Origin of the sequence: Pseudomonas entomophila (assembly GCF_023277925.1) — a bacterium.
GTDB lineage: Bacteria > Pseudomonadota > Gammaproteobacteria > Pseudomonadales > Pseudomonadaceae > Aquipseudomonas > Aquipseudomonas entomophila_D.
In genome coordinates this window covers 1,730,675-1,750,352 of the sequence record NZ_CP063832.1, presented here as the reverse complement: position 1 = coordinate 1,750,352, position 19,678 = coordinate 1,730,675, and the positions used below count along the sequence as shown (strand labels likewise).

Sequence of the window (19,678 nt, the reverse complement as noted above, 5' to 3'; positions counted from 1 at the left end):
GGATCGAGCTGAATCGGATCGTGGCAGGTTGCGGACGAGCGCCGCACCGCGAACAGATGCCGCAGGTGATTGACGAGGTCGCTCGCTTCCTGGTGTGAGGGCCGGGGCACACTGGCTATCCCGACAAAGCCGATTATGCTTCAGGTGACCTTGCCGCGATCCGAGGCCTGCCTCGTCGTGGTTCGCGCAACCGGTAAAGCCCTGGGGCCTGGGTGCGTGCGTTTGATTCTGTTTGGGACACTCCGGCCCGCGACAACTTGACGGAGGCGACCCATGGCGGTCCTCGACAGCGCATCCACGGGCAGTAGCGCGCCCCAACGTGGTATCACCCGGGAGGAGCGCAAGGTCATTTTCGCCTCTTCACTGGGTACCGTGTTCGAATGGTACGACTTCTACCTGTACGGCTCGCTGGCGGCGATCATCGCCAGGCACTTCTTTGCCGGCGTCAATGAAACCACTGCGTTCATCTTTGCCTTGCTGGCCTTTGCCGCCGGCTTCGCGGTACGGCCGTTCGGCGCCATCGTGTTCGGCCGCCTGGGGGACATGATCGGGCGCAAGTACACCTTCCTCATCACCATCGTCATCATGGGCCTGTCCACCGCGGTGGTGGGCATCCTGCCGAGCTATGCGGCGATTGGCGTGGCCGCGCCGGTCATCCTCATCACCTTGCGCTTGTTGCAAGGGCTGGCACTGGGCGGCGAGTACGGCGGCGCGGCCACTTATGTGGCCGAACATGCGCCGAAGGGCCGGCGCGGATTCTTCACCGCGTGGATCCAGACCACCGCCACACTTGGGCTGTTCCTGTCGCTGCTGGTGATCCTGGCCTGCCGCATGGCGATGGGTACCGAAGCCTTTGAAGACTGGGGCTGGCGTATCCCGTTCCTGCTGTCGATCCTGCTGCTGGCCATCTCGGTGTACATCCGCATGCAACTCAACGAGTCGCCGGTGTTCATGAAGATGAAGGCCGAGGGCAAGGCGTCGAAAGCACCGCTCACCGAGTCGTTCGCCCGCTGGGACAATCTCAAGGTGGTGATCATGTCGCTGCTCGGCGGCACCGCCGGCCAGGCGGTGGTGTGGTACACCGGGCAGTTCTACGCGTTGTTCTTCCTGATGCAGATGCTCAAGATCGACCCGCAGACCGCCAACCTGCTGATTGCCGGCTCGCTGTTGATCGGTACGCCGTTCTTCATCATCTTCGGCAGCCTGTCGGACCGCATCGGGCGCAAGCCGATCATCATGGCCGGCTGCATCATCGCGGCGCTGACCTATTTCCCGATCTTCAAGGGGCTCACCGAGTACGGCAACCCGGATGTGTTCGTCGCCCAGGAGCAGAACCCGGTGGTGGTGGTGGCCGACCCTGGGCAATGCGCGTTCCAGTTCGACCCAGTGGGCAAGGCCCGTTTCACCAGTTCCTGTGACATCGCCAAGAGCCTGCTGGCCAAGCGCGCCATCCCCTACGAAAACCGGGCCGCCGAGCCCGGCAGCGTCGCCCAGGTGCACATCGGTGAGCGGGTGTTGTCGAGCTTCGATGGCCGCAGCCTGGCGGCGGCGGACTTCAAGGCACAGAACGATGCCTTCACCGCCAGTCTCGGGGCGGCGCTGAAGGAAGCCGGCTACCCGGAAAAAGCCGACCCGGCGAAGATCCACTACCCGATGGTGCTAGTGCTGCTGACCCTCCTGGTGATCTACGTGACCATGGTCTACGGCCCGATCGCCGCCTGGCTGGTGGAGTTGTTCCCGGCGCGTATCCGCTACACCTCGATGTCGTTGCCGTACCACATCGGCAACGGCTGGTTCGGTGGCTTCCTGCCGACCGTGGCGTTCGCCATGGTGGCGGCGACCGGGGATATCTACTACGGGCTGTGGTACCCGATCGTGATCGCGGTGATGACGGCGGTGCTGGGGATCTTCTTCCTGCCGGAGACCAAGGATAGGGATATCCATTGATTTGGCAGGACCACTGTAATCGGATGGACTCGCCCCCGCCGAGGCATCACAGTGCCACGGTGGCGTTCTAAAAAGCCAACGGCAGCGAGGGCGAGACCATGAGCAAGCATAGGACGAAGCGCAATTCCCTGTCTTCCAACGATGTAACGCTTTGCCAACATCTGTCAGTCGACCTGGCCAAGCAAGTCTTTCAGGTGGCCGGAGATGACGGTTCCGGGCGCGTCATCTACGAAGATCGAATCAAATCCCGTGAAGCCTTTCATGCGTTCCTGACCAGGCTGCCACCCACCGTGACGGTCCTGATGGAAAGTGGCCCCGGCGCTCAAGCATGGGGGCGTTTGCTACAGGCGCAGGGAACGCCAGTCCGCATCCTGCCCGCGCAGCGAGTGGCGGAGCACCGCAGTGGTGCCAAGAACGATCGTAACGACGCCCATGCCATCTTGCGCGCAGGCCGGGATACCAGCATTGCTGCGGTGCCGATCAAGAGCACTGCCGCTTTGGCGATTCAAGCCTTACACCGCGCCCGCAGAGGCTATGTCAGGCGCCACACCGCGCTAGGCAACCAGATCCGCGGCCTGTTACTGGAACAGGGCGTCGCCCTGGCGCAAGGCGATTTAGCCGTCAGCCACGGTGTACCGCGCATTCTTGAAGATACGACTCAACCATTGCCAGATCTGCTGCGTGAATTGCTCGATGAACTGCTCGCCGAATGGCGCTATCTGAGTGAGCGTATCGCCATCCTGACAGGACGGCTCGAAACAGCGGCGCAGGCCGACAAGGTCGCATGCCGCCTGATGACGATACGCGGTGTCGGCCCGATCATCGCCACAGCGATGCTGGCCAAGCAGCCTGAACCCTCGCGTTTCCCCAATGCTCGACAGTTTGCCGCTTACTTTGGCCTGGTGCCCGACCAGCACAGCAGTGGAAAGAAGGTCAGGCTAGGCAAGATGAGCAAGCGAGGTGACGGCTACCTGCGCAGCATGATGATCCAGGGTGCGCACGCGGTTCTTAGCCATTTGAAGCCTGATTCCGATCAGCCAGACGATCGCCGCCTCTTGCGATGGTTAACTCGACTTGGTCGCAAGGAGGCGGCGATCAGACTGGCTAATCGAAATCTGCGCATCATCTGGGTGCTGCTACAAGGTGAGCAGGTCTACCAACGCCAACCGAACGATCGTCAGGAGCCCGCCATGAGCCACTGACTTACGGTGTTACGCCACCGGGGTGCCGAGCGCCCCAGCCCCTGCTAGTGAACATCGACCCTAGGTAAGACCGTCGCGGATTAATGCCTACGCTCCTACCGGCCCAAGAGGCCTAAATGTAATGGGCATGCTGCGAGCTCACCCCGATGTTGGCCAGAAGCACCAAGCTTCCTCGAATAGGCCTGATACATAGATGCAACCGGGTAACCTTGTTCGAAAAGCAGGTAGACAATGTAGGCGAGTCCATACATAGGAGCGGCTTCAGCCGCGATCACCCGCAAAGCGGGTGCCGGGCACCGCGTCGTCGGCACCGCGGCTAAAGCCGCTCCTACGGAAGGCTCTGTTCCCTGTACTCAGTCGAAGTACCCGCGCAGGCCATAACGATAACCGGTGTCGACCTCGGCATCGGCGCGAGGGCCATGGGTCTTCGTTAACACGAACTCGAACGCCGGTTCGTACAAACCATCCCGCACCACGGCACCCGCCAGCACTTCCACTTCATACCAGCCATTGTCCAGCTCGATGAGCGGCCGCCCCGGCTCCTGGTAGCGCGCCAACAGGTCGCCCATGCTCTTGCGGGTGAAATGCTGCAGCACGCGCCAGGTGAATAGCATCAGCGAACGGTTCTCGACCCGCAGCCGATAGCCCTTGCGATGGTGCTTAAGGCGACTGCCGGGCTCGAGCAGGGCGGGAGTGCCAGCGCCGAGGCTGAAGACGATACGGTAGGGCAGGTTGTCGATACCGGCCAGGGGCAGGATCACGCCTTCGCGCACCGCCTGGTCGCCACTGTCGCCTTGAGTGAAGGCCCGGGCCAGGTCGTCGGGAAGGTCGTGTTCATCCTTGAAGTGTTCGAGCAGTTGAATATCACCGAGAAGAAAGTAGTCGACCAGGTCGTTGAGGACTTCGCTGAACTCGAAGCGCATGGATTTTCCTTGTTGTGGCTGCGCTGGGTGAAGTCAGGAATGTAGATGGACTGCACGTGTGCCGCCAGCCACTTTCTCAGTGACGTTGGGCGATCTGGATCAGGTTGCCACAGGTGTCGTCGAACACCGCCACCGTAACCGGTCCCATCACCGTCGGTGGCTGAGTGAAGTGTACGCCCGCGGCGCACAGGCGGATGTATTCGGCCTGGATGTCGCGAACGCCGAATGACGTGGCGGGAATGCCGTCCTGCTTGAGGGCGGTCTTGTAGGCTTTTGCCGTGGGGTGGGCATCCGGTTCGAGCGACAGTTCGACGCCGTTGGGGTCGTTGGGTGAGGTGAAGGTGAGCCAGCGGTGCTTGCCCATCGGGATATCGTGCTTGGGTTGGAAACCCAGTACGTGGTGATAGAACGCCTGGGCCTTGGCCTGGTCGTCGACGAGAATGCTGGTGACCACGATCTTCATAGGCTCACACCAGGGTGAAGGGGTGTAACAGCAAGTAAAGACGTTGCCAGGTTTTTGGCCAGCGGGACACCACGGCCATTCCGGTCGTTCGCAAGTGGGGTGTTTGAGTTCAGACCGCGTCGTGCAGCGAGCCGCCGACCAGGTCGAAGGTTTCCAGCTCTGCTTCGACGGCTTCGATGATGCGCTCGACGTCGGCGGCGGCCATGATCGCGGTACAGGGAATGCCGGCGATGGCCAGCAGTGTCACGCCCGTGGCCCGGTCGAAGAGCCGGGCAACCATGCTGCGAGGTGCGTCCATGCTGGCTTCGAACCCCAGTGGGTGAAAATGCCAACGCATCACCTGGCAGGCGTTGGGGAACGTCATCTTGTTCATGCCAGCCTCCTTGTTCGTACGTGAACGTGGTGATCAGGGTGGCCGTGCCTGGCCGTGCCTGGCCGTCGGGAATTAACCATAGCACCTGCCATGGCAGTGTTCCCTGGAAAATATGGCAAATGTGCTAATGCATGACGGTTGTCACATTGCTGTCATCGCGACCGGTCGGCGGGCGTAGGGCGGGGCAAACGTTTGTCCTGTGGGCCGGGCACTGGCGAGGCGCCCGGCTCTGCTATGTTTACTGGCAGCGATTTCGGACCAGCGGTGCGGGTCGGGCAGACAGGGAGGTAGCCATGCGATTTTCCACGCTCACCCAACGCATCGCCGGCGAGGCGGCCGCTGCCTGGGATATCCACTACCAGGCCCTGGCCCTGCGCCGACAGGGGCGCGAGATCTTTCTGCTGTCGATGGGCGACCCGGACTTCGACACGCCACCGGCGGTGGTCGAGGCAGCGGTCGTCAGCTTGCGGCATGGTGACACCCACTACAGCGATGTGCGCGGCAGCCTGGCCTTGCGTCAGGCCATCGTAAACGACCGCCAGTTGCCCCTCGACCCGGACCAGGTGGTTGTCACCGCTGGCGCCCAGTGCGCCTTGTACGCGACTTTCCAGTGCCTGTTCGAAGCCGGCGACGAGGTGATCGTCGCTGAGCCGATGTATGTCACCTACCACGGTGTGTTCGGTGCTTGTGGCGCGCAGGCGGTGCCGGTGGCGGTCAGCTCGGAAGAGGGCTTTCGGCTTGACCCTGGCGCAGTGGCCCGAGCCATCACCCCGCATACCCGTGGCGTGCTGCTCAACAGCCCGCACAACCCCACCGGCGCGACCATCAATGCGGCCGACATGGCGAGCCTTGCACAGCTGTGCCGTGAACATGACCTGTGGCTGGTCTGCGACGAGGTGTATCGCAACCTGAGTTATGACAGCCCGGCGCCAAGCCCGCTCAGCCTGCCGGGCATGGCCGAGCGCTGCGTGGTGATCGACAGCCTGTCCAAGTCCCATGCCATGAGCGGCTGGCGAGTGGGCTGGGTGATCGGGCCCAAGGCGCTGGCGGCGCATCTGGGCAACCTGGCCATGGCCATGCTGTTTGGCCTGCCGGAATTCGTCATGCAGGCCACCTGCCTGGCGCTGGAGCGCGATTTGCCGGAAGTACGGCGGATGCGCGAGGCCTACCGCCAGCGGCGTGATCGGGTCTGCGCGGCGCTGGAAGGCTGCCCGGGGGTGCGAGTGCATCGTCCGGCGGGCGGCATGTTCGTGATGCTCGATATCCGCGGCAGTGGGCTCAGCGCGCAGATCTTCGCCCAGCGCCTGCTACTGGAGGAGGGGGTGACGTTGTTGCCCGGAGATGCCTTCGGCCCAAGCGCGGCCGGGCATGTGCGGCTGGGGCTGGTGTTGGATGCCGAGGTGCTGGAGGAGGCCTGCCGGCGCATCGTCGCCTGCGCCCGGCGAGTGCTAGCCGAGCAGGCCGGCGGCGATGTTGATGGTGAAGCCGAGGATCGCCGTGTTGAACACGAAGCCTACCAGTGAGTGGGCCAGTACTGCCTTACGCATGGCGCGCCCCCCGACGCCGATGTCCGAGGTCTGCACGGCGACGCTGATGGTGAACGAGAAGTAGTGAAAATCCCAGTAGTCCGGGTTGCGCTCGTTATCGGGGAAGCGCAACGGCGGCTCGCGGTGGTCGTTGGTGTAGAACAACCGCGCGTAGTGCAGGCTGAAAACGCAGCCGATCAATAGCCATGAGCCGGCCACGGTCAGGCCGGTGTACAAATAGTGCAGAGCCTGCGCGCTGCCTTCCAGGCCACGGCTGGACACCAGTTGCAAAGTGACAGCGGCCAGGCTGGCGATGGCCGCCACGATCACGGTGACCAGCACCAGGCCGGCGTTCTCGTCTTCGATGCTGGCCACCTGGCGGACCTTGCCCGCTGTTGCTCGCACGCTGAGCCACAGGACCATGAACAAGTACAGCCACACGCCGACGTTCCAGCCGGCAAGGATGCGCTGCACGGTATCGTCGGCGGGGATCAGCCAGGCGCCGAGGAGGCCGGCCAGGGTGGCGATGCTGAGGCGGGGGTGGGTGCGGGTCAGGTGGTGGAAGGCCATGCTGTCTCGGACTTGGAGGGGGGCGCTGCAACTGTAGACCACACGACGTTGCCGGGCGAGCAGCAATGCCAACCTGCTTTCATGGAACATCGGTTTGACAGGACCTCTGTAGGAGCGGCTTTAGCCGCGATACAGACAACGCGGTGTCTGGCACCCGCTTCGCGGGTGATCGCGGCTGAAGCCGCTCCTACAGCTCGCAACCATTGCAGGCGCTCCGCTATCCCGGCATCCCATCCACCCTGGGGCGCATCAGGATCGGCAGGTAATGCCACAGGAACAGCAACAACGCAGCACAGCCCAAAAGCACCGACACACCCAGCCCCAGCGGCGTGAACGGCACCAGTGCCACCCGTGCCAGCGCCGCCAGTTGGATCAGCGCGAAGGCCCAACCGACACTGCGCGGCACCTGCAGGGGGCGCCCGGTGTGTCCGAGACTGACCCGCGCCATCATGGCCACGATCAGCCCGGTCATGCCCCCGACCGTGAGCGCATGGGCCGCCAGGCTCGGGTTGATTTCCACCCCGGCATGCCACACCGCCAGCCCCAGGCACGCCGGCACCAGCCAGGCATAGGCCAAGTGCAGCGACCACAACAGTGGCACGTACCAGAGGCCACGGTCGTGCCACAGTACCAGGCGTGCCCCGTGCAGCACGGCCAGGGTGCCGAACAGCAAGGCCATCAACGGCTGTGGGGTGTCGTTGAACCCCGCCAGGTAGCTGACTGGAAGGGCCACGCTCGCCACCAGGCAGGTGCGGTCCAGCCAGGGGCGTGCGGGTGCCGGGGTCATGTTGCCCAGCCCGCGACGGGTGAAGAAGGGGATCACCCGGCCGCCGATCACGCTCATCATCGCTGCCACCAGCCAGAGCCCGGCAAGCACGCCACGCCGTTGCCAGCTTTCGTCGTGGTTCAACCAGCCCACCAGCGTCAACCACTGGCAGGACGCCAGCAGCAGGACCAGCACCACGATCGGGTAATTGTTACGCAGGCGCCGCTGGATGATTGGCCGTGCCAGGGCCACGGCAACCAGGGGCAGGAAAGCGCCCTGGAGCACTACCATCAACCCTGCCGGCAGCGGCAGGAACCAGCTTGCCCGTGCCAGCAGCCAGAGCAGGAACAAACCCATCAGGGGGCGACCACCCAGGCCGGGAATGCCGCTCCAGTTCTGCACGGCCGTCAGCAAAAAACCAGCAACGATGGCAGCGGCAAAGCCATAGAGCATTTCATGGCGGTGCCAGGCCAGCATGCCCCCCGAGGGTGAAAGCTGCAGGGTGCCCGTCAGGGTACCGGCCCACAGCAGCAAGGCAAGTAAGGCGAACAGGCTGCCGCCTAGGAAGAACGGGCGAAAGCCAAGGGCCCAGAGGGCCTGGCGCGGACGTGCGGCGATGGGCTGGATGAGCATGAGGAGAACCTTGGTTCGATCAGCGGGAGTGTATGGGGTACCATCACGATCCGTGCCATCGCCGAAACCGTTGTATATCAAGGTGATGGCACTTGCATAGGTCATAATGACCTGATGCTTTATTGTCATTCTGACTTGAATCATGGTCGATATGACTTGCCTTGCGCTTCTCGTTGCCATCTCGCGCCGAAGCTCCGCTACAGGATTCCCGTTGTGACCGACCTCCTGCGCAACCCACTGTTGCAGTATCTCGCGCGCCTGGCGCCGTCCAGCCAGTTGACCATGCGCTACATCCTCCAGGACGCCGCCGATCGGCTGGGTTTCGTCGATTGCGATATCGTCGATGTGCCTTGGCACCATCTCGAGCCCGGCCATGTGATCGCCCTGGTGGCGGCCCTGCGCGCGGACGACTATGCACCGAATACCTCGTCGCTGTATGTGAATGCGGTGCGTGGGGTCATGAACGAAGCCTGGCGCCAGGGTCTGATCGAACACGAGCATCTGCTGAAGATCCGTGAAATCAAGCCGGCCAGCGGCAGCCGACTGCCCGCAGGACGCAACCTGCGGCGCAGCCTGATCCGTGAGCTGATGGATGTTTGCGCCGCCGATCCGCGACCACAGGGCGTGCGCGATGCGGCGATCCTCGCGCTGCTGTATGGCACCGGCATGCGCAAGTCGGAATCGGTGGACGTGAACCTGGCCCAGGTCGACTTCAACGAGCGCAGCGTGCAGGTGCTGGGCAAGGGCAATCGTGAACTGGTCAAGTACGCGCCGGCCTGGGCGTTTGACAAGTTGCAGGCCTGGCTCGACCTACGCCGCCAGCACTTGCCGGCGGGGGAGCGTGACGATGCGTTCCTGTTCAACCGTATTCGCCGGGGCAGCCATATCACCCGGGCGCGCATCACCAAGCACGCCATCTACTACATCGCCCGCCAGCGTGGGGCGCAGGTCGGGGCGAAGATCATGCCCCATGATTTTCGCCGGGCGTTCATTACCCGGGTGATCGAGGAACACGACCTGTCGATCGCCCAGAAGCTGGCGCACCACGCCAATATCCAGACCACGGCGGGGTATGACCGGCGGGATGACAATGATCGGCGGCGGGCGGTGGAACGGTTCGATTACTGAGTGGGAGATGGCACCGGCTTTGCCGGTGTTCGCCAGCAAGGCTGGCTCCTAAGGGGGCTCGGCAAGGCCGACCCCAGCAGGAGGCCGGCCATTTTCTGGGGTGAGGGTCAGACGCGGAACTGGTCCATCAAGCCTTGCTGCTGGTTGGCCAGGCTGTTTAGCGACTGGCTGACTCGCGCCGATTCGTTGGCCTGGCCCGACAGCGATTCAGTGACATCGCGGATGGTGGCGACGTTGCTGTTGATCTCCTCGGCCACTGCGCTTTGCTCTTCCGCGGCGCTGGCGATCTGCAGGTTCATGTCGGTGATCACCGTTACGGCCTGGCCGATGCGTTGCAGCGCGGTGACGGCCTGGCCGACCTGTTCCACTCCGCCCTGGGCCTGGCGATGGCTGCTGTCCATGGCGCCCACCACCACTTGGGTGCCGGCCTGCAGGGCCTCGATCACCTGGCGGGTTTCTTCCACCGATTCCTGGGTGCGGCGGGCCAGGTTGCGCACCTCGTCGGCGACCACCGCGAAGCCACGTCCAGCTTCACCGGCACGGGCGGCCTCGATGGCGGCGTTGAGCGCCAGCAGGTTGGTCTGTTCGGCGATCGAGCGGATCACCTCCAGCACCGAACCGATCTTCTCGCTGTTCTGCGCCAGCCCTTCGACTTGGGCCATGGCGCTGCTCATGTCGGCGGCCAGGGTGTCGATGCTGGTGGTGGTGCGGTCGATCACCGCCAGGCCTTCGCGGGTGGCCTGGTCGGCATCGCGCGCGGCCTGGGCGGCCTGGGCCGCGCTGCGGGCGACATCCTGGGCGGTGGCGCTCATTTCATGGGAGGCGGTGGCCACCTGGTCGACCTGGCGGTACTGCTGCTCCATGCCGGCGCTGGTCTCGGCGGCGATGGCCGCCGACTGGTCGGCGGTACCACGGGCGGCCTGTACCGAGCGTTTTACCTCGGCGATGGTCGGTTGCAACTTGTCGAGGAAGCGGTTGAACCAGCCCGCCAGTTCACCCAGTTCGTCCTGCTTGGCGTACTGCAGGCGGCGGGTCAGGTCGCCTTCGCCGCTGGCGATGTCCTTGAGCATGGTTGCCACGCCGAGGATAGGCCGGGTCACGCCACGGGCCATCAGCCATACCAGCAGCAGGCCGGCGATGGCGGCGGCCAGGCCCAGGCCCAGTTCCAGCAGGGTGCCGCTGGTGTTGAGGGCGTCGAGTTCGACCTTGAGGGTTTCGGCCGGGCCGGTGAGGGCGCTTTCCGGGACGTCGAGCAGTACGCCCCAGGGTTTGCCGCCGGGAATCGGCTCGAACGCGGCCAGCACTTTCAGGCGTTGCTGGTCGTGGAGGATCTGCAGTTTGCCTTCACCGAGCTTGCGCACCATCTCGGCGCCCTGGGCACGGTCGACCTGGTCGAAGCGCTGGGCCAGCTTGGTGGCGTCGGCGCTGTAGCCGGCCAGCAAACCGACCGGGCTGAGGATGCCGACCGTGGTGCGGCCTTCGTACAGGCTGCGGCTGGCCGTCTGGCTGAGGGCCTGCAGGCTGTTGAGGTTGATGTCGATGGACAGCGTGGCGATCACTTTACCGTTGGCCTTGAGCGGGAAGACGATGCTGGTCATCAGCACGCGCTGGCCGTCGATGTCATAGAAGTACGGCTCCACCACGCACACCTGGCCGCTGCTGCGCGGGCACACCCACCAGGTGTTGGCCGGCTGGCCGCTGGGGCCGATCTCGGTGTTGGCCATGTCGTGCTCGGGCAGGGCCATCGAGGTCAGCTGGCCGGCGCGGGGTTGCGACCAGTAGAGGGCGAAACGCCCGGTTTCGTTGCTGCCCAGCGCGTCCTGGCCGGCGAACAGCTTATCCTTGCCGTCCAGCGCGCCCGGTTCGAACACCAGCGACAGGCCGAGCAGGTCGGGGTTGGCCTGCAAGGCCGCGCGCACTTGGGCGGTCATGTCCTGGCGCAGGTCGTAGGCATCGAGGAAGCGTTTTTCCGCCTGCTCGCGCAGGAACAGCACCTGGCGGGCGAAGCCGGCGCCGTACTGGTAGGCGTCCATGAACTGGCGGCGGATGTTCAGGGCCTGGACCTCGCCCTGGGATTCGATGCGCGACTGGGCCGCCTCGGTGAGCATCTTCATGCTGCTGGCCTTGACCAGGTCCGAGCTGTGGTCCATGCGGTACAGCGAAAGGCCGACCAGCAGGGTGACGATGGCCGCCAGGCACAAACCTGCCAGCAGTGTGATCTTCCATTGAATCGAGAGTTGTCGCAGCGAAGGCATTGGGGCAATTCCGTTCTAATAGGTTTGATGCTGCCGACTGTGTCGGCGGTCGCCCTTTTTTCTTTATTCAAACGTTCAATTTAAAGCTTCGACGTTCGTCTATAGCAAGCGAAGGGCCGCGGGGCAGACGGTTTTGACATATCACGGCCTGTGCTTCAGAGTGTGCGCCCTTCATAACAACATCCCATGGTCCGGCTACCGCCTGTGCGCGGCCTGTTGCCGGAACGCTCGCTTTTTGTCTGTCGTAACGAGGTTTGCACACCATGAATGCAGTGATTGCCGCGGTCGGGCTGATGCTGGTACTGAGCCTGTCCCGCGTGCATGTAGTCATCGCGCTGATCATCGGCGCCCTGGCCGGGGGGCTGGTCGGTGGGCTGGGTATCGAAGGCACCCTCAAGGCCTTCAACGGCGGCCTGGGCGGCGGTGCCACGGTGGCGCTCTCGTATGCCTTGCTCGGCGCGTTTGCCGTGGCCATCGCCAAGTCTGGGCTGGCCCATGCCCTGGCCGACCGCGCCTTGGCCATGGTCGACCGGCAGGGCCACAAAGATGGCGGCAAGGTGAAGTGGCTGTTGATCGGGTTGATGCTGGTGGTGGCGGTTTCGTCGCAGAACATCCTGCCGATCCATATCGCCTTCATTCCCCTGCTGGTGCCGCCGCTGCTGTATGTGCTGACGCGCCTGCGCCTTGATCGCCGCCTGATCGCCTGCGTGATGACCTTCGGCCTGATCACCCCTTACATGTTCCTGCCGGTGGGTTTTGGCAACATCTTCCTCAACGAGATCCTGCTGGCCAACGTCAGCCGTGCCGGCGTGGATGTCAGTGGCGTGAACGTGACCCATGCCATGGCCATCCCGGCCGCGGGCATGTTGGCCGGCCTGCTGCTGGCGGTATTCTTCAGCTACCGCAAGAAGCGTGACTACGACCTGGCGCGCATCGAGCAGGTGGAACAGGTCAGCGTGCAGTACAACCCGTTGACCCTGCTGGTGGCGGGTGTCGCCATCGCCTCGGCGTTCATCATCCAGCTGTGGCTGGACTCGATGATCATCGGCGCCATGGTCGGTTTCCTGATCTTCTCGCTGTCGGGCATCGTGCGCTGGAGGGAGACCGACGACCTGTTCACCGAAGGCATGAAGATGATGGCCATGATTGGCTTCATCATGATTGCCGCCTCCGGCTTTGCCGAGGTGATGAAGGCCACGGGGGAAGTGAAGACTCTGGTGGAGGCCTCGGCTCAGTGGATCGACCACAGCAAGGGTGTCGGCGCGCTGCTGATGCTGCTGGTGGGGTTGCTGGTGACCATGGGCATCGGTTCGTCGTTCTCGACGGTGCCGATCCTGGCGGCGATCTTCGTGCCGCTGTGCGTGCAACTTGGCTTCGACCCGGTCGCCACGGTATGCATCGTTGGTACGGCCGGGGCCTTGGGGGATGCGGGTTCGCCGGCCTCGGACTCCACCCTCGGGCCGACCTCCGGCCTGAACGTGGACGGCCAGCACCACCATATCTGGGATACCGTGGTGCCGACCTTCATCCACTACAACCTGCCATTGCTGGCCTTTGGCTGGCTGGCGGCGATGACCCTCTGAGGCACGGCCTCAGCCGCGGCTGGGGGCCGGGACGATTCGGTTGAGGACGGTGCTGCCGTCCTTGCTGCGGGTGAGGTAGACCGGCAGCACCTTGGGCAGGGTGTCGACCAGGCGTTCAACCTCTGCCGTGCTGTAGATGCCGCTGATGCGAATACCGGCGGTGCTGTCGTCGGCCAGCAGCAGCGGCTTGTCGAGGTAGCGGTTGATCAGCGGCAGCGCCTGGGCAAGGCTCAGGTTGTCCAGCACCAACTTGCCGTTGCGCCAGGCCAGGTTATTGTCGTAGTCGTCGCGCTGGGCCAGCTGGGGCTCGAAATCGCCCTTGTCGTAGCTGGCCTGCATGCCCGGGCCAAGCCGGTAGCCACCGGAGTTGCCGGCACTGCTGACCAGCACCGAACCCTCCACCAGGGTCACCTTGACCTGGTCCTGGTACTTCCACACGTTGAACTGGGTACCGGTCACCCGGGTCTGGCCGTTGCCGGCATGGACGATGAACGGGTGGCTGCTGTCGTGCGCGACCTTGAAGAACGCCTCGCCCTTGACCAGGGTGGCGCGACGCTCGTCCTTGTAGTTCAGGTAGCGCAGCTCGCTGTGCAGGTTCAGCTCGACGCTGCTGCCGTCGCTCAGGCGCACCCGTTGCAGGTGGTCAGTGGTTGCGAAGTGCTGGTAGCTGTTGGGCAGCCAGCCTTGCTCCCAGCCGACCCAGCCGGCCAGGGGCAGGGCGAGCAGGGCAACCGCCGCCGCGCAAGCGAAAGGGCGCCAATGGCGCGCTGGAGCCTGCCGTGCTGTCGAGGGCTTGAGCTCGACGACCGTGGCCGTACGCGGGAGCAGGTCGGCGGTCTGCCAGATCTCCAGCATCGCCTGGTATTCCTCGGCATGCCGTGGGTCAGCGGCCAGCCACTGGCTGAACACCTGGCGCTCGGCCGCCGTGCAATCGTCGGCGTGCAGGCGCATGCACCAGTGCGCGGCGGCGTCGGTGATGGCATCGTCTTCGCTGGGAATGAGGCGGTCCTGGTTCATTGCGGCTCCCGGTTTTGCGGCATTCTACCTGCGGGCGGGCCTGTCGAGAACGTGTTAATGGCGAATGACTATCAATTGTAGGAAAAATCGTCGCATATGAGGATGGGTCGTATCTGTGCCAGGGCAGGCCTGCGCAGATACGACCCTGCTTATCAGAACTGCCCCGCCGCCATTGCATAGAGGCTGCCTGCGCCTGCACGGATCGTCACTTCCAGTGCCAGGCTCCTCGGCAGCACGCGCTGGAAGAAGAATGCCGCGCTGGCAAGCTTGGCATCATGGAACGTCGGGTCCTCGGCGTGACGCGCCATGGCCACATGGGCCATGCGCGCCCACATGTAGGCGTAGGCGGTCAGCCCGAACAGGTGCAGGTATTCCACCGCCGAGGCGCTGACCAGGTTGCTATCCTTGCCCGCCTGCGCCTGCAGCCAGGCGCTGGTTCGCTGCAGGCGCACCAGCGCCTCCTGCAGCGCCTCGCGGTGCAGCGCGGCATCGACGCAGAAAGCGCGGATCTCTGCGGCCAGGCTGGCCAGTGCCTGGCCACCGTCAGCCAGGACCTTGCGCCCGAGCAGGTCAAGGGCCTGGATGCCGTTGGTGCCCTCGTAGATTTGTGCGATGCGCACGTCGCGCACACGTTGCTCCTGGCCCCACTCGCGAATGTAGCCGTGCCCGCCGAACACTTGCTGGCCGAGCACGCAGCTTTCCAGGCCGTTGTCGGTGAAAAACGCCTTCGCCACGGGCGTCAGCAGGGCGACCTGGCGCTGGGCGCGTTCGCGTTCGGACGGGTCTTCGGCGTAACGGGCGATGTCAAGTTGCTGGCCGACATAGACCGCGAAGGCGCGGCCACCTTCGGTCATGACCCGCATGGTCAGCAGCATGCGCCGCACATCGCCGTGGACGATGATCGGGTCGGCGATCCGCTGCTTGTCCAGGGCGCCACTGGCAGCGCGACTCTGCAGGCGTTCGCTGGCATAGCGCACGGCACTCTGGTAGGAGGCCTCGGCGCAGCCGATGCCCTGGATGCCGATGGACAGGCGTTCGTAGTTCATCATGGTGAACATCGCCGCCAGGCCTTTGTTCGGTTCACCCACCAGATAGCCTTCGGCCTGGTCGAAATTCATCACGCAGGTCGCCGAGGCCTTGATCCCCATCTTGTGCTCGATCGAGCCGCAATATGCAGCGTTGCGCGCGCCCAGGTTGCCGTCCTGGTCAACCAGGCGCTTCGGCACGATGAACAGCGAGATACCCTTGGGGCCGGGTGGGGCGTCGGGCAGGCGGGCCAGTACCAGGTGGACGATGTTCTCGGTGAGGTCCTGTTCGCCGCCGGTGATGAAGATCTTGCTGCCACTGACACGGTAACTGCCATCGGCGTGGGGCTCGGCGCGGGTGCGGATCAGGCCCAGGTCGGTGCCGGCGTGGGGTTCGGTCAGGCACATGGTGCCGGCCCAGCGGCCCTCGTACAGTGGGGCGAGGTAGGTGGCCTTGAGCGCTTCACTGGCATGGGCATCGATGGCCAGGCAACTGCCGGCGCTGAGGGCCGAGTACAGGCTGAAACTGCTGTCGGCGGCGTACATCATCTCTTCGAACAGGACCCCGAGCATTTTCGGCATGCCCATGCCGCCGTGCTCGGGGTTACCGCCCAAACCTACCCAGCCGCCTTCGCGGTAGGTGCGCCAGGCGTCGCGGAAGCCATCCGGTGTGCGGACCTGGCCGTTTTCGAACTGCACCCCTTGTTCGTCGCCGAGGCGGCTGAGCGGCGCGATCAGCTGGCGGGTGAGCTTGGCGGCTTCTTCAAGGATTGCATCGGCGGTGTCGGCGTCGACCCGTTCGGCGAGGGCGGGCAGGCGGGCCCACAGGGCAGGGCCCTGGAACACGTCCTTGAGGACGAAGCGCATGTCGCGCAAAGGGGCGTTGTAGTCGGTCATCTGAGGCTCTTGTCTGGTTTCTGTGGGAAAGTGCCCAGCTTGGGGCTTGTAGGAGCGGCTTCAGCCGCGATGCGGGCATCGCGGTGCCTGGCACCTGCTTTGCGGGTGATCGCGGCTGAAGCCGCTCCTACAGGACAATCAGGGGGGTTACAGGGCTTTGGCCCGATCGCGCAGCACGTACTTCTGGATCTTGCCCGTGCTGGTCTTGGGCAATTCGCCGAACACCACGGTCTTCGGCACCTTGAAGCCGGCCAGGTGCTCGCGGCACCAGGCGATGATCTCGGCTTCGCGGGTGGCGCCATGGCCAGTCTTGAGCGTCACGAAGGCGCAGGGCGTCTCGCCCCATTTCTCGTCGGGACGGGCGACCACCGCGGCCTCGAGCACGGCGGGGTGCTTGTACAGGGCGTCCTCCACCTCGATGGTGGAGATGTTCTCGCCACCGGAAATGATGATGTCCTTGAGCCGGTCCTTGATCTCGACATAGCCGTCCGGGTGTCGCACGGCCAGGTCGCCGGTGTGGAACCAACCGCCACGGAAGGCCTCGGCGGTAGCCTCGGGGTTCTTCAGGTAGCCCTTCATCACGGTGTTGCCGCGCATGAAGATCTCCCCCAGGGTCTCGCCATCCTGCGGCACCGGTTCGAGGGTGTGCGGGTCGGCCACCATCAGCCCATCCAGGGTGGGGTAGCGCACGCCCTGGCGCGACTTGATCGCCGCCCGTGCCTCCAGCGCCAGGTCGTCCCATTCGGCATGCCAGGCGCACACCGTCACCGGGCCGTAGACCTCGGTCAGCCCGTAGGTGTGGGTGATGCGAATGCCCATCTCTTCAACGGCGCCGATCACCTTGGCCGGCGGCGCGGCGCCGGCGACCATGGCGTGCACCGGGTGGTCGATGGCGGCTTTGGCGCTGTCGGGCATGTTGACCAGCGCATTGAGCACGATGGGCGCGCCGCACAGGTGGCTGACCTGGTGCTCGCGAATCAGGGTGAGGATCTTCTGCGGGTCGACCCGGCGCAGGAACACATGGGTGCCGGCCAGGGCGGTGATGGTCCAGGGGTAGCACCATCCGTTGCAGTGGAACATCGGCAAGGTCCACAGGTACACCGGGTGCTGGCCCATCGACCAGGTCATCTGGTTGCCCAGGGCATTGAGGTAGGCGCCACGGTGGTGGTAGACCACGCCCTTGGGGTTGCCGGTGGTGCCGGAGGTGTAGTTGAGCGAGATCGCTTGCCATTCGTCGTCGGGCCATGCCCAGGCGAAGGCAGGGTCACCCTCGGCGAGCAGGGCCTCGTAGTCCAGCTCACTGATTGGCTGGCCTTCGCCGTACTCCGGATCGTCCACGTCGATCACCAGCGGTGGGTATTCGAGCAGCGCCAGGGCTTCACGGATAACACCGTGGAACTCACGGTCGCCGATCAGCACCTTGGCTTCCCCATGGCGCAGCATGAAGGCAATGGCCTCGGCATCCAGGCGTACATTCAGGGTGTTGAGCACCGCGCCGATCATCGGCACGCCGAAGTGCGCCTCGAGCATGGCCGGAATGTTCGGCAGCATCACCGCCACCGTGTCGCCATGGCCGATGCCCCGGCCCTGGAGGGCGCTGGCCAGGCGCCGACAGCGGGCGTAGGTCTGGCGCCAGTCGCGGCGGATGGCGCCGTGGATCACGGCCGGGTAGTGGCCATATACCGAGGCGGTGCGCTCGATGAAGCTCAGCGGAGTGAGGGCTACATGATTGACGGGGGCAGGCATCAGGCCCTGGGAGAAGATCGACATGCGGTGGTCCTGTGAAGGAGGCGTGCGCATTCTGTGCGCCTGGCCCCCGGTGGCTGATTGTTAGCTCTGATCAGGGTGAGGGAGGGCGATGCCTCCCTGTCGCTTTTTTACGCGAACCGTTATCGTATATGGAAGATCGACTATAGCAATATGGTAAAACTACTATAAAAGAGCCGTTGCCCGTGGATACCATGACAACTTCCTTACTCGCCAAGGACCCCCAGCCGAGTGTATTGCTGGCCCCCGATGCTCGGCCGCTGCGGCTGAATCTCGCCTTGCAGGCGCTGATGGGCAGTGATGCCGAACTCAGGCGCTGGTTGCCGCCCAACCATGGCGCATTGGTGCGTGCCTGCCTTCGCCAGGGGCGGGCGATCAGCGAGGTCGAGGCCGAGGTGGGTGAGCGCATACTGCTCTGGACCTTCATTCCCGACGACCTGGGCCAGCAGGTACTGGCCCGCTGTCGTGACGCGAGCGACGAACGCCAGGCCGTGCGGGACGCCAGTCGGGCCCGGCGGCTCTACCGCTTGATTACCGAAAACACCACGGACCTGATTTCCCGGCACAGCCCAGACGGGCGCTTTCTCGACGCCACGCCCGCCGCATTCCGCCTGCTGGGGGTATGGCCGGAGCAATTGCGCGGCAGCGCCGTGCGCCCATTCCTGCACCCGCGCGAGCGGCGCCAGGTGCTGTTGCAGGCCGCCGCCGCCCTGGACGAGGATGGCTATTACACCATGACCTGCCGAGTGCGCCACGCCGATGGCCATTACCGTTGGTTCGAGATTGCCTGCCGAGCGATTCGAGAGACCTACACCGGCGCGGTGGTGGAGATTGTCGCGGTGTCTCGCGACATCACCCTGCGTATCGAAGCCCAGGAAAGCCTGGCTCATAGCGCCCGGGTCGCGACATTGGGTGAATTGGCCTCGGGCATCGCCCACGAAATCAACCAGCCCTTGGCGGCGATCCTCAATTACACCAACGCCAGCCTGCGTTACCTGCACAATCCCGACCAAGATCGGCACGCCCGCGAGCGGGTCGGCCAGGGGCTGCAACGCATCAGCGCGCAGGCGACCCACGCCGCCGAGGTTATTCGCCGGCTGCGCGCGTTCCTGCGCAAGGGGCCACGGCAGTTGCAAGCCCTCGATGCCGCCGAGGTGGCCAACGAAGCACAACGCCTGTGCGCCTGGGAGGCCGCAGGGGCGCAGGTACGCATCGAGCAGCGGGTGAGCGGGGCGCTGCCGACCGTGTACGCCGACCGTGTCTTGCTGGAGCAGGTGCTGGTCAACCTGCTGCGCAATGCCATCGACGCCAATCGAGAGCAGCACCCTGGGCAGTCGTCACGTATCCTGCTCAGCGCCTCGCGTCAGGACGATGGGGTGCTGCTGGAGGTGGCTGACCAAGGGCCGGGTGTTGCACGTGAGCGGCTGGACGACATCTTCACGCCGTTCACCACCAGCAAGGTCGACGGCCTGGGCCTGGGGCTGAGCATGAGCCGCAGCATCGTGGAGGGCTTTGGCGGCAGTCTCTGGGCGCGGGCGGGTGAAGAGGGTGGGCTGGTGCTGTGCTGCCGCCTGGCGGTGAATCGCGGATGAGGAGGGGGACG

At 64.6% G+C, this 19,678-nt stretch carries 14 protein-coding genes and 2 pseudogenes; 6 read left to right on the top strand and 10 right to left on the bottom strand.

Annotated features, from left to right (window positions below):
* The first annotated feature begins 273 nt into the window (after positions 1–273).
* Together IM733_RS07615 and IM733_RS07610 are read left to right on the top strand one after the other, a co-directional pair.
* A complete protein-coding gene (locus IM733_RS07615) occupies positions 274–1,947 on the top strand; it encodes an MFS transporter (RefSeq protein WP_248920288.1) in 1,674 nt (557 codons plus the stop codon).
* A gap of 98 nt (positions 1,948–2,045) precedes the next feature.
* Positions 2,046–3,149 carry an IS110 family transposase gene (locus tag IM733_RS07610; RefSeq protein WP_248917269.1) on the top strand — a complete coding sequence of 368 codons (1,104 nt, stop codon included), beginning with the start codon at positions 2,046–2,048 and terminating at the stop codon, positions 3,147–3,149.
* Between the two features lie 353 nt (positions 3,150–3,502).
* On the opposite strand, the gene IM733_RS07605 is transcribed toward IM733_RS07610, so the two are convergent.
* From IM733_RS07605 to IM733_RS07595, 3 genes are all read right to left on the bottom strand, one after another.
* Positions 3,503–4,072 (bottom strand): hypothetical protein, encoded by a 570-nt coding sequence (locus tag IM733_RS07605; protein ID WP_248920287.1) that lies wholly within the window; start codon positions 4,070–4,072, stop codon positions 3,503–3,505.
* Positions 4,073–4,148: 76 nt separating this feature from the next.
* Positions 4,149–4,535 carry a VOC family protein gene (locus IM733_RS07600; protein WP_248920286.1) on the bottom strand — a complete coding sequence of 129 codons (387 nt, stop codon included), beginning with the start codon at positions 4,533–4,535 and terminating at the stop codon, positions 4,149–4,151.
* Positions 4,536–4,644: 109 nt separating this feature from the next.
* The gene (locus IM733_RS07595; RefSeq protein WP_248920285.1) at positions 4,645–4,908 is read right to left on the bottom strand and encodes a DUF1652 domain-containing protein; all 264 of its coding nucleotides are present in this window, start codon (positions 4,906–4,908) and stop codon (positions 4,645–4,647) included.
* 293 nt (positions 4,909–5,201) lie between these two features.
* Here IM733_RS07595 and IM733_RS07590 point away from each other — a divergent pair, with 293 nt between their 5' ends.
* Positions 5,202–6,431 (top strand): pyridoxal phosphate-dependent aminotransferase, encoded by a 1,230-nt coding sequence (locus IM733_RS07590; RefSeq protein WP_248920284.1) that lies wholly within the window; start codon positions 5,202–5,204, stop codon positions 6,429–6,431.
* On the opposite strand, the gene IM733_RS07585 is transcribed toward IM733_RS07590, so the two are convergent.
* Both IM733_RS07585 and IM733_RS07580 read right to left on the bottom strand, forming a co-directional pair.
* Positions 6,357–7,004: a DUF1345 domain-containing protein gene (locus IM733_RS07585; protein ID WP_248921138.1), complete on the bottom strand. Its 648-nt coding sequence runs from the start codon at positions 7,002–7,004 to the stop codon at positions 6,357–6,359. The two genes, IM733_RS07590 and IM733_RS07585, sit on opposite strands and share 75 nt — an antisense overlap.
* 217 nt (positions 7,005–7,221) lie before the next feature.
* Positions 7,222–8,403, bottom strand: a complete 1,182-nt coding sequence (locus IM733_RS07580; protein ID WP_248920283.1) for an NnrS family protein — start codon at positions 8,401–8,403, stop codon at positions 7,222–7,224.
* A gap of 213 nt (positions 8,404–8,616) precedes the next feature.
* Between IM733_RS07580 and IM733_RS07575 the strand changes: the two genes are divergently transcribed.
* A complete protein-coding gene (locus IM733_RS07575) occupies positions 8,617–9,531 on the top strand; it encodes a site-specific integrase (RefSeq protein ID WP_248920282.1) in 915 nt (304 codons plus the stop codon).
* Positions 9,532–9,638: 107 nt separating this feature from the next.
* Here the strand turns inward: IM733_RS07575 and IM733_RS25685 are convergent.
* Positions 9,639–10,151: pseudogene (locus tag IM733_RS25685) on the bottom strand (methyl-accepting chemotaxis protein); the annotation flags it as partial.
* Positions 10,152–10,496: 345 nt separating this feature from the next.
* Positions 10,497–11,462: pseudogene (locus IM733_RS25680) on the bottom strand (HAMP domain-containing protein); the annotation flags it as partial.
* A gap of 587 nt (positions 11,463–12,049) precedes the next feature.
* Here IM733_RS25680 and IM733_RS07565 point away from each other — a divergent pair.
* Complete coding sequence (locus tag IM733_RS07565) at positions 12,050–13,369, top strand: Na+/H+ antiporter family protein (protein ID WP_248920280.1); 1,320 nt, start codon at positions 12,050–12,052, stop codon at positions 13,367–13,369.
* Between the two features lie 9 nt (positions 13,370–13,378).
* Here the strand turns inward: IM733_RS07565 and IM733_RS07560 are convergent, their stop codons facing one another.
* From IM733_RS07560 to IM733_RS07550, 3 genes are all read right to left on the bottom strand, one after another.
* Positions 13,379–14,386, bottom strand: a complete 1,008-nt coding sequence (locus tag IM733_RS07560) for a FecR family protein (protein ID WP_248920279.1) — start codon at positions 14,384–14,386, stop codon at positions 13,379–13,381.
* A gap of 152 nt (positions 14,387–14,538) precedes the next feature.
* Entirely contained in the window at positions 14,539–16,308 is a 1,770-nt protein-coding gene (locus tag IM733_RS07555; protein ID WP_248920278.1) for an acyl-CoA dehydrogenase C-terminal domain-containing protein, read from the bottom strand.
* A gap of 147 nt (positions 16,309–16,455) precedes the next feature.
* Positions 16,456–18,078, bottom strand: coding sequence for an acyl-CoA synthetase (locus IM733_RS07550; protein WP_248920277.1), 1,623 nt, complete (start codon positions 18,076–18,078; stop codon positions 16,456–16,458).
* Between the two features lie 191 nt (positions 18,079–18,269).
* Between IM733_RS07550 and IM733_RS07545 the strand changes: the two genes are divergently transcribed.
* Positions 18,270–19,667 carry a sensor histidine kinase gene (locus IM733_RS07545; protein WP_248920276.1) on the top strand — a complete coding sequence of 466 codons (1,398 nt, stop codon included), beginning with the start codon at positions 18,270–18,272 and terminating at the stop codon, positions 19,665–19,667.
* Positions 19,668–19,678: the final 11 nt, after the last annotated feature.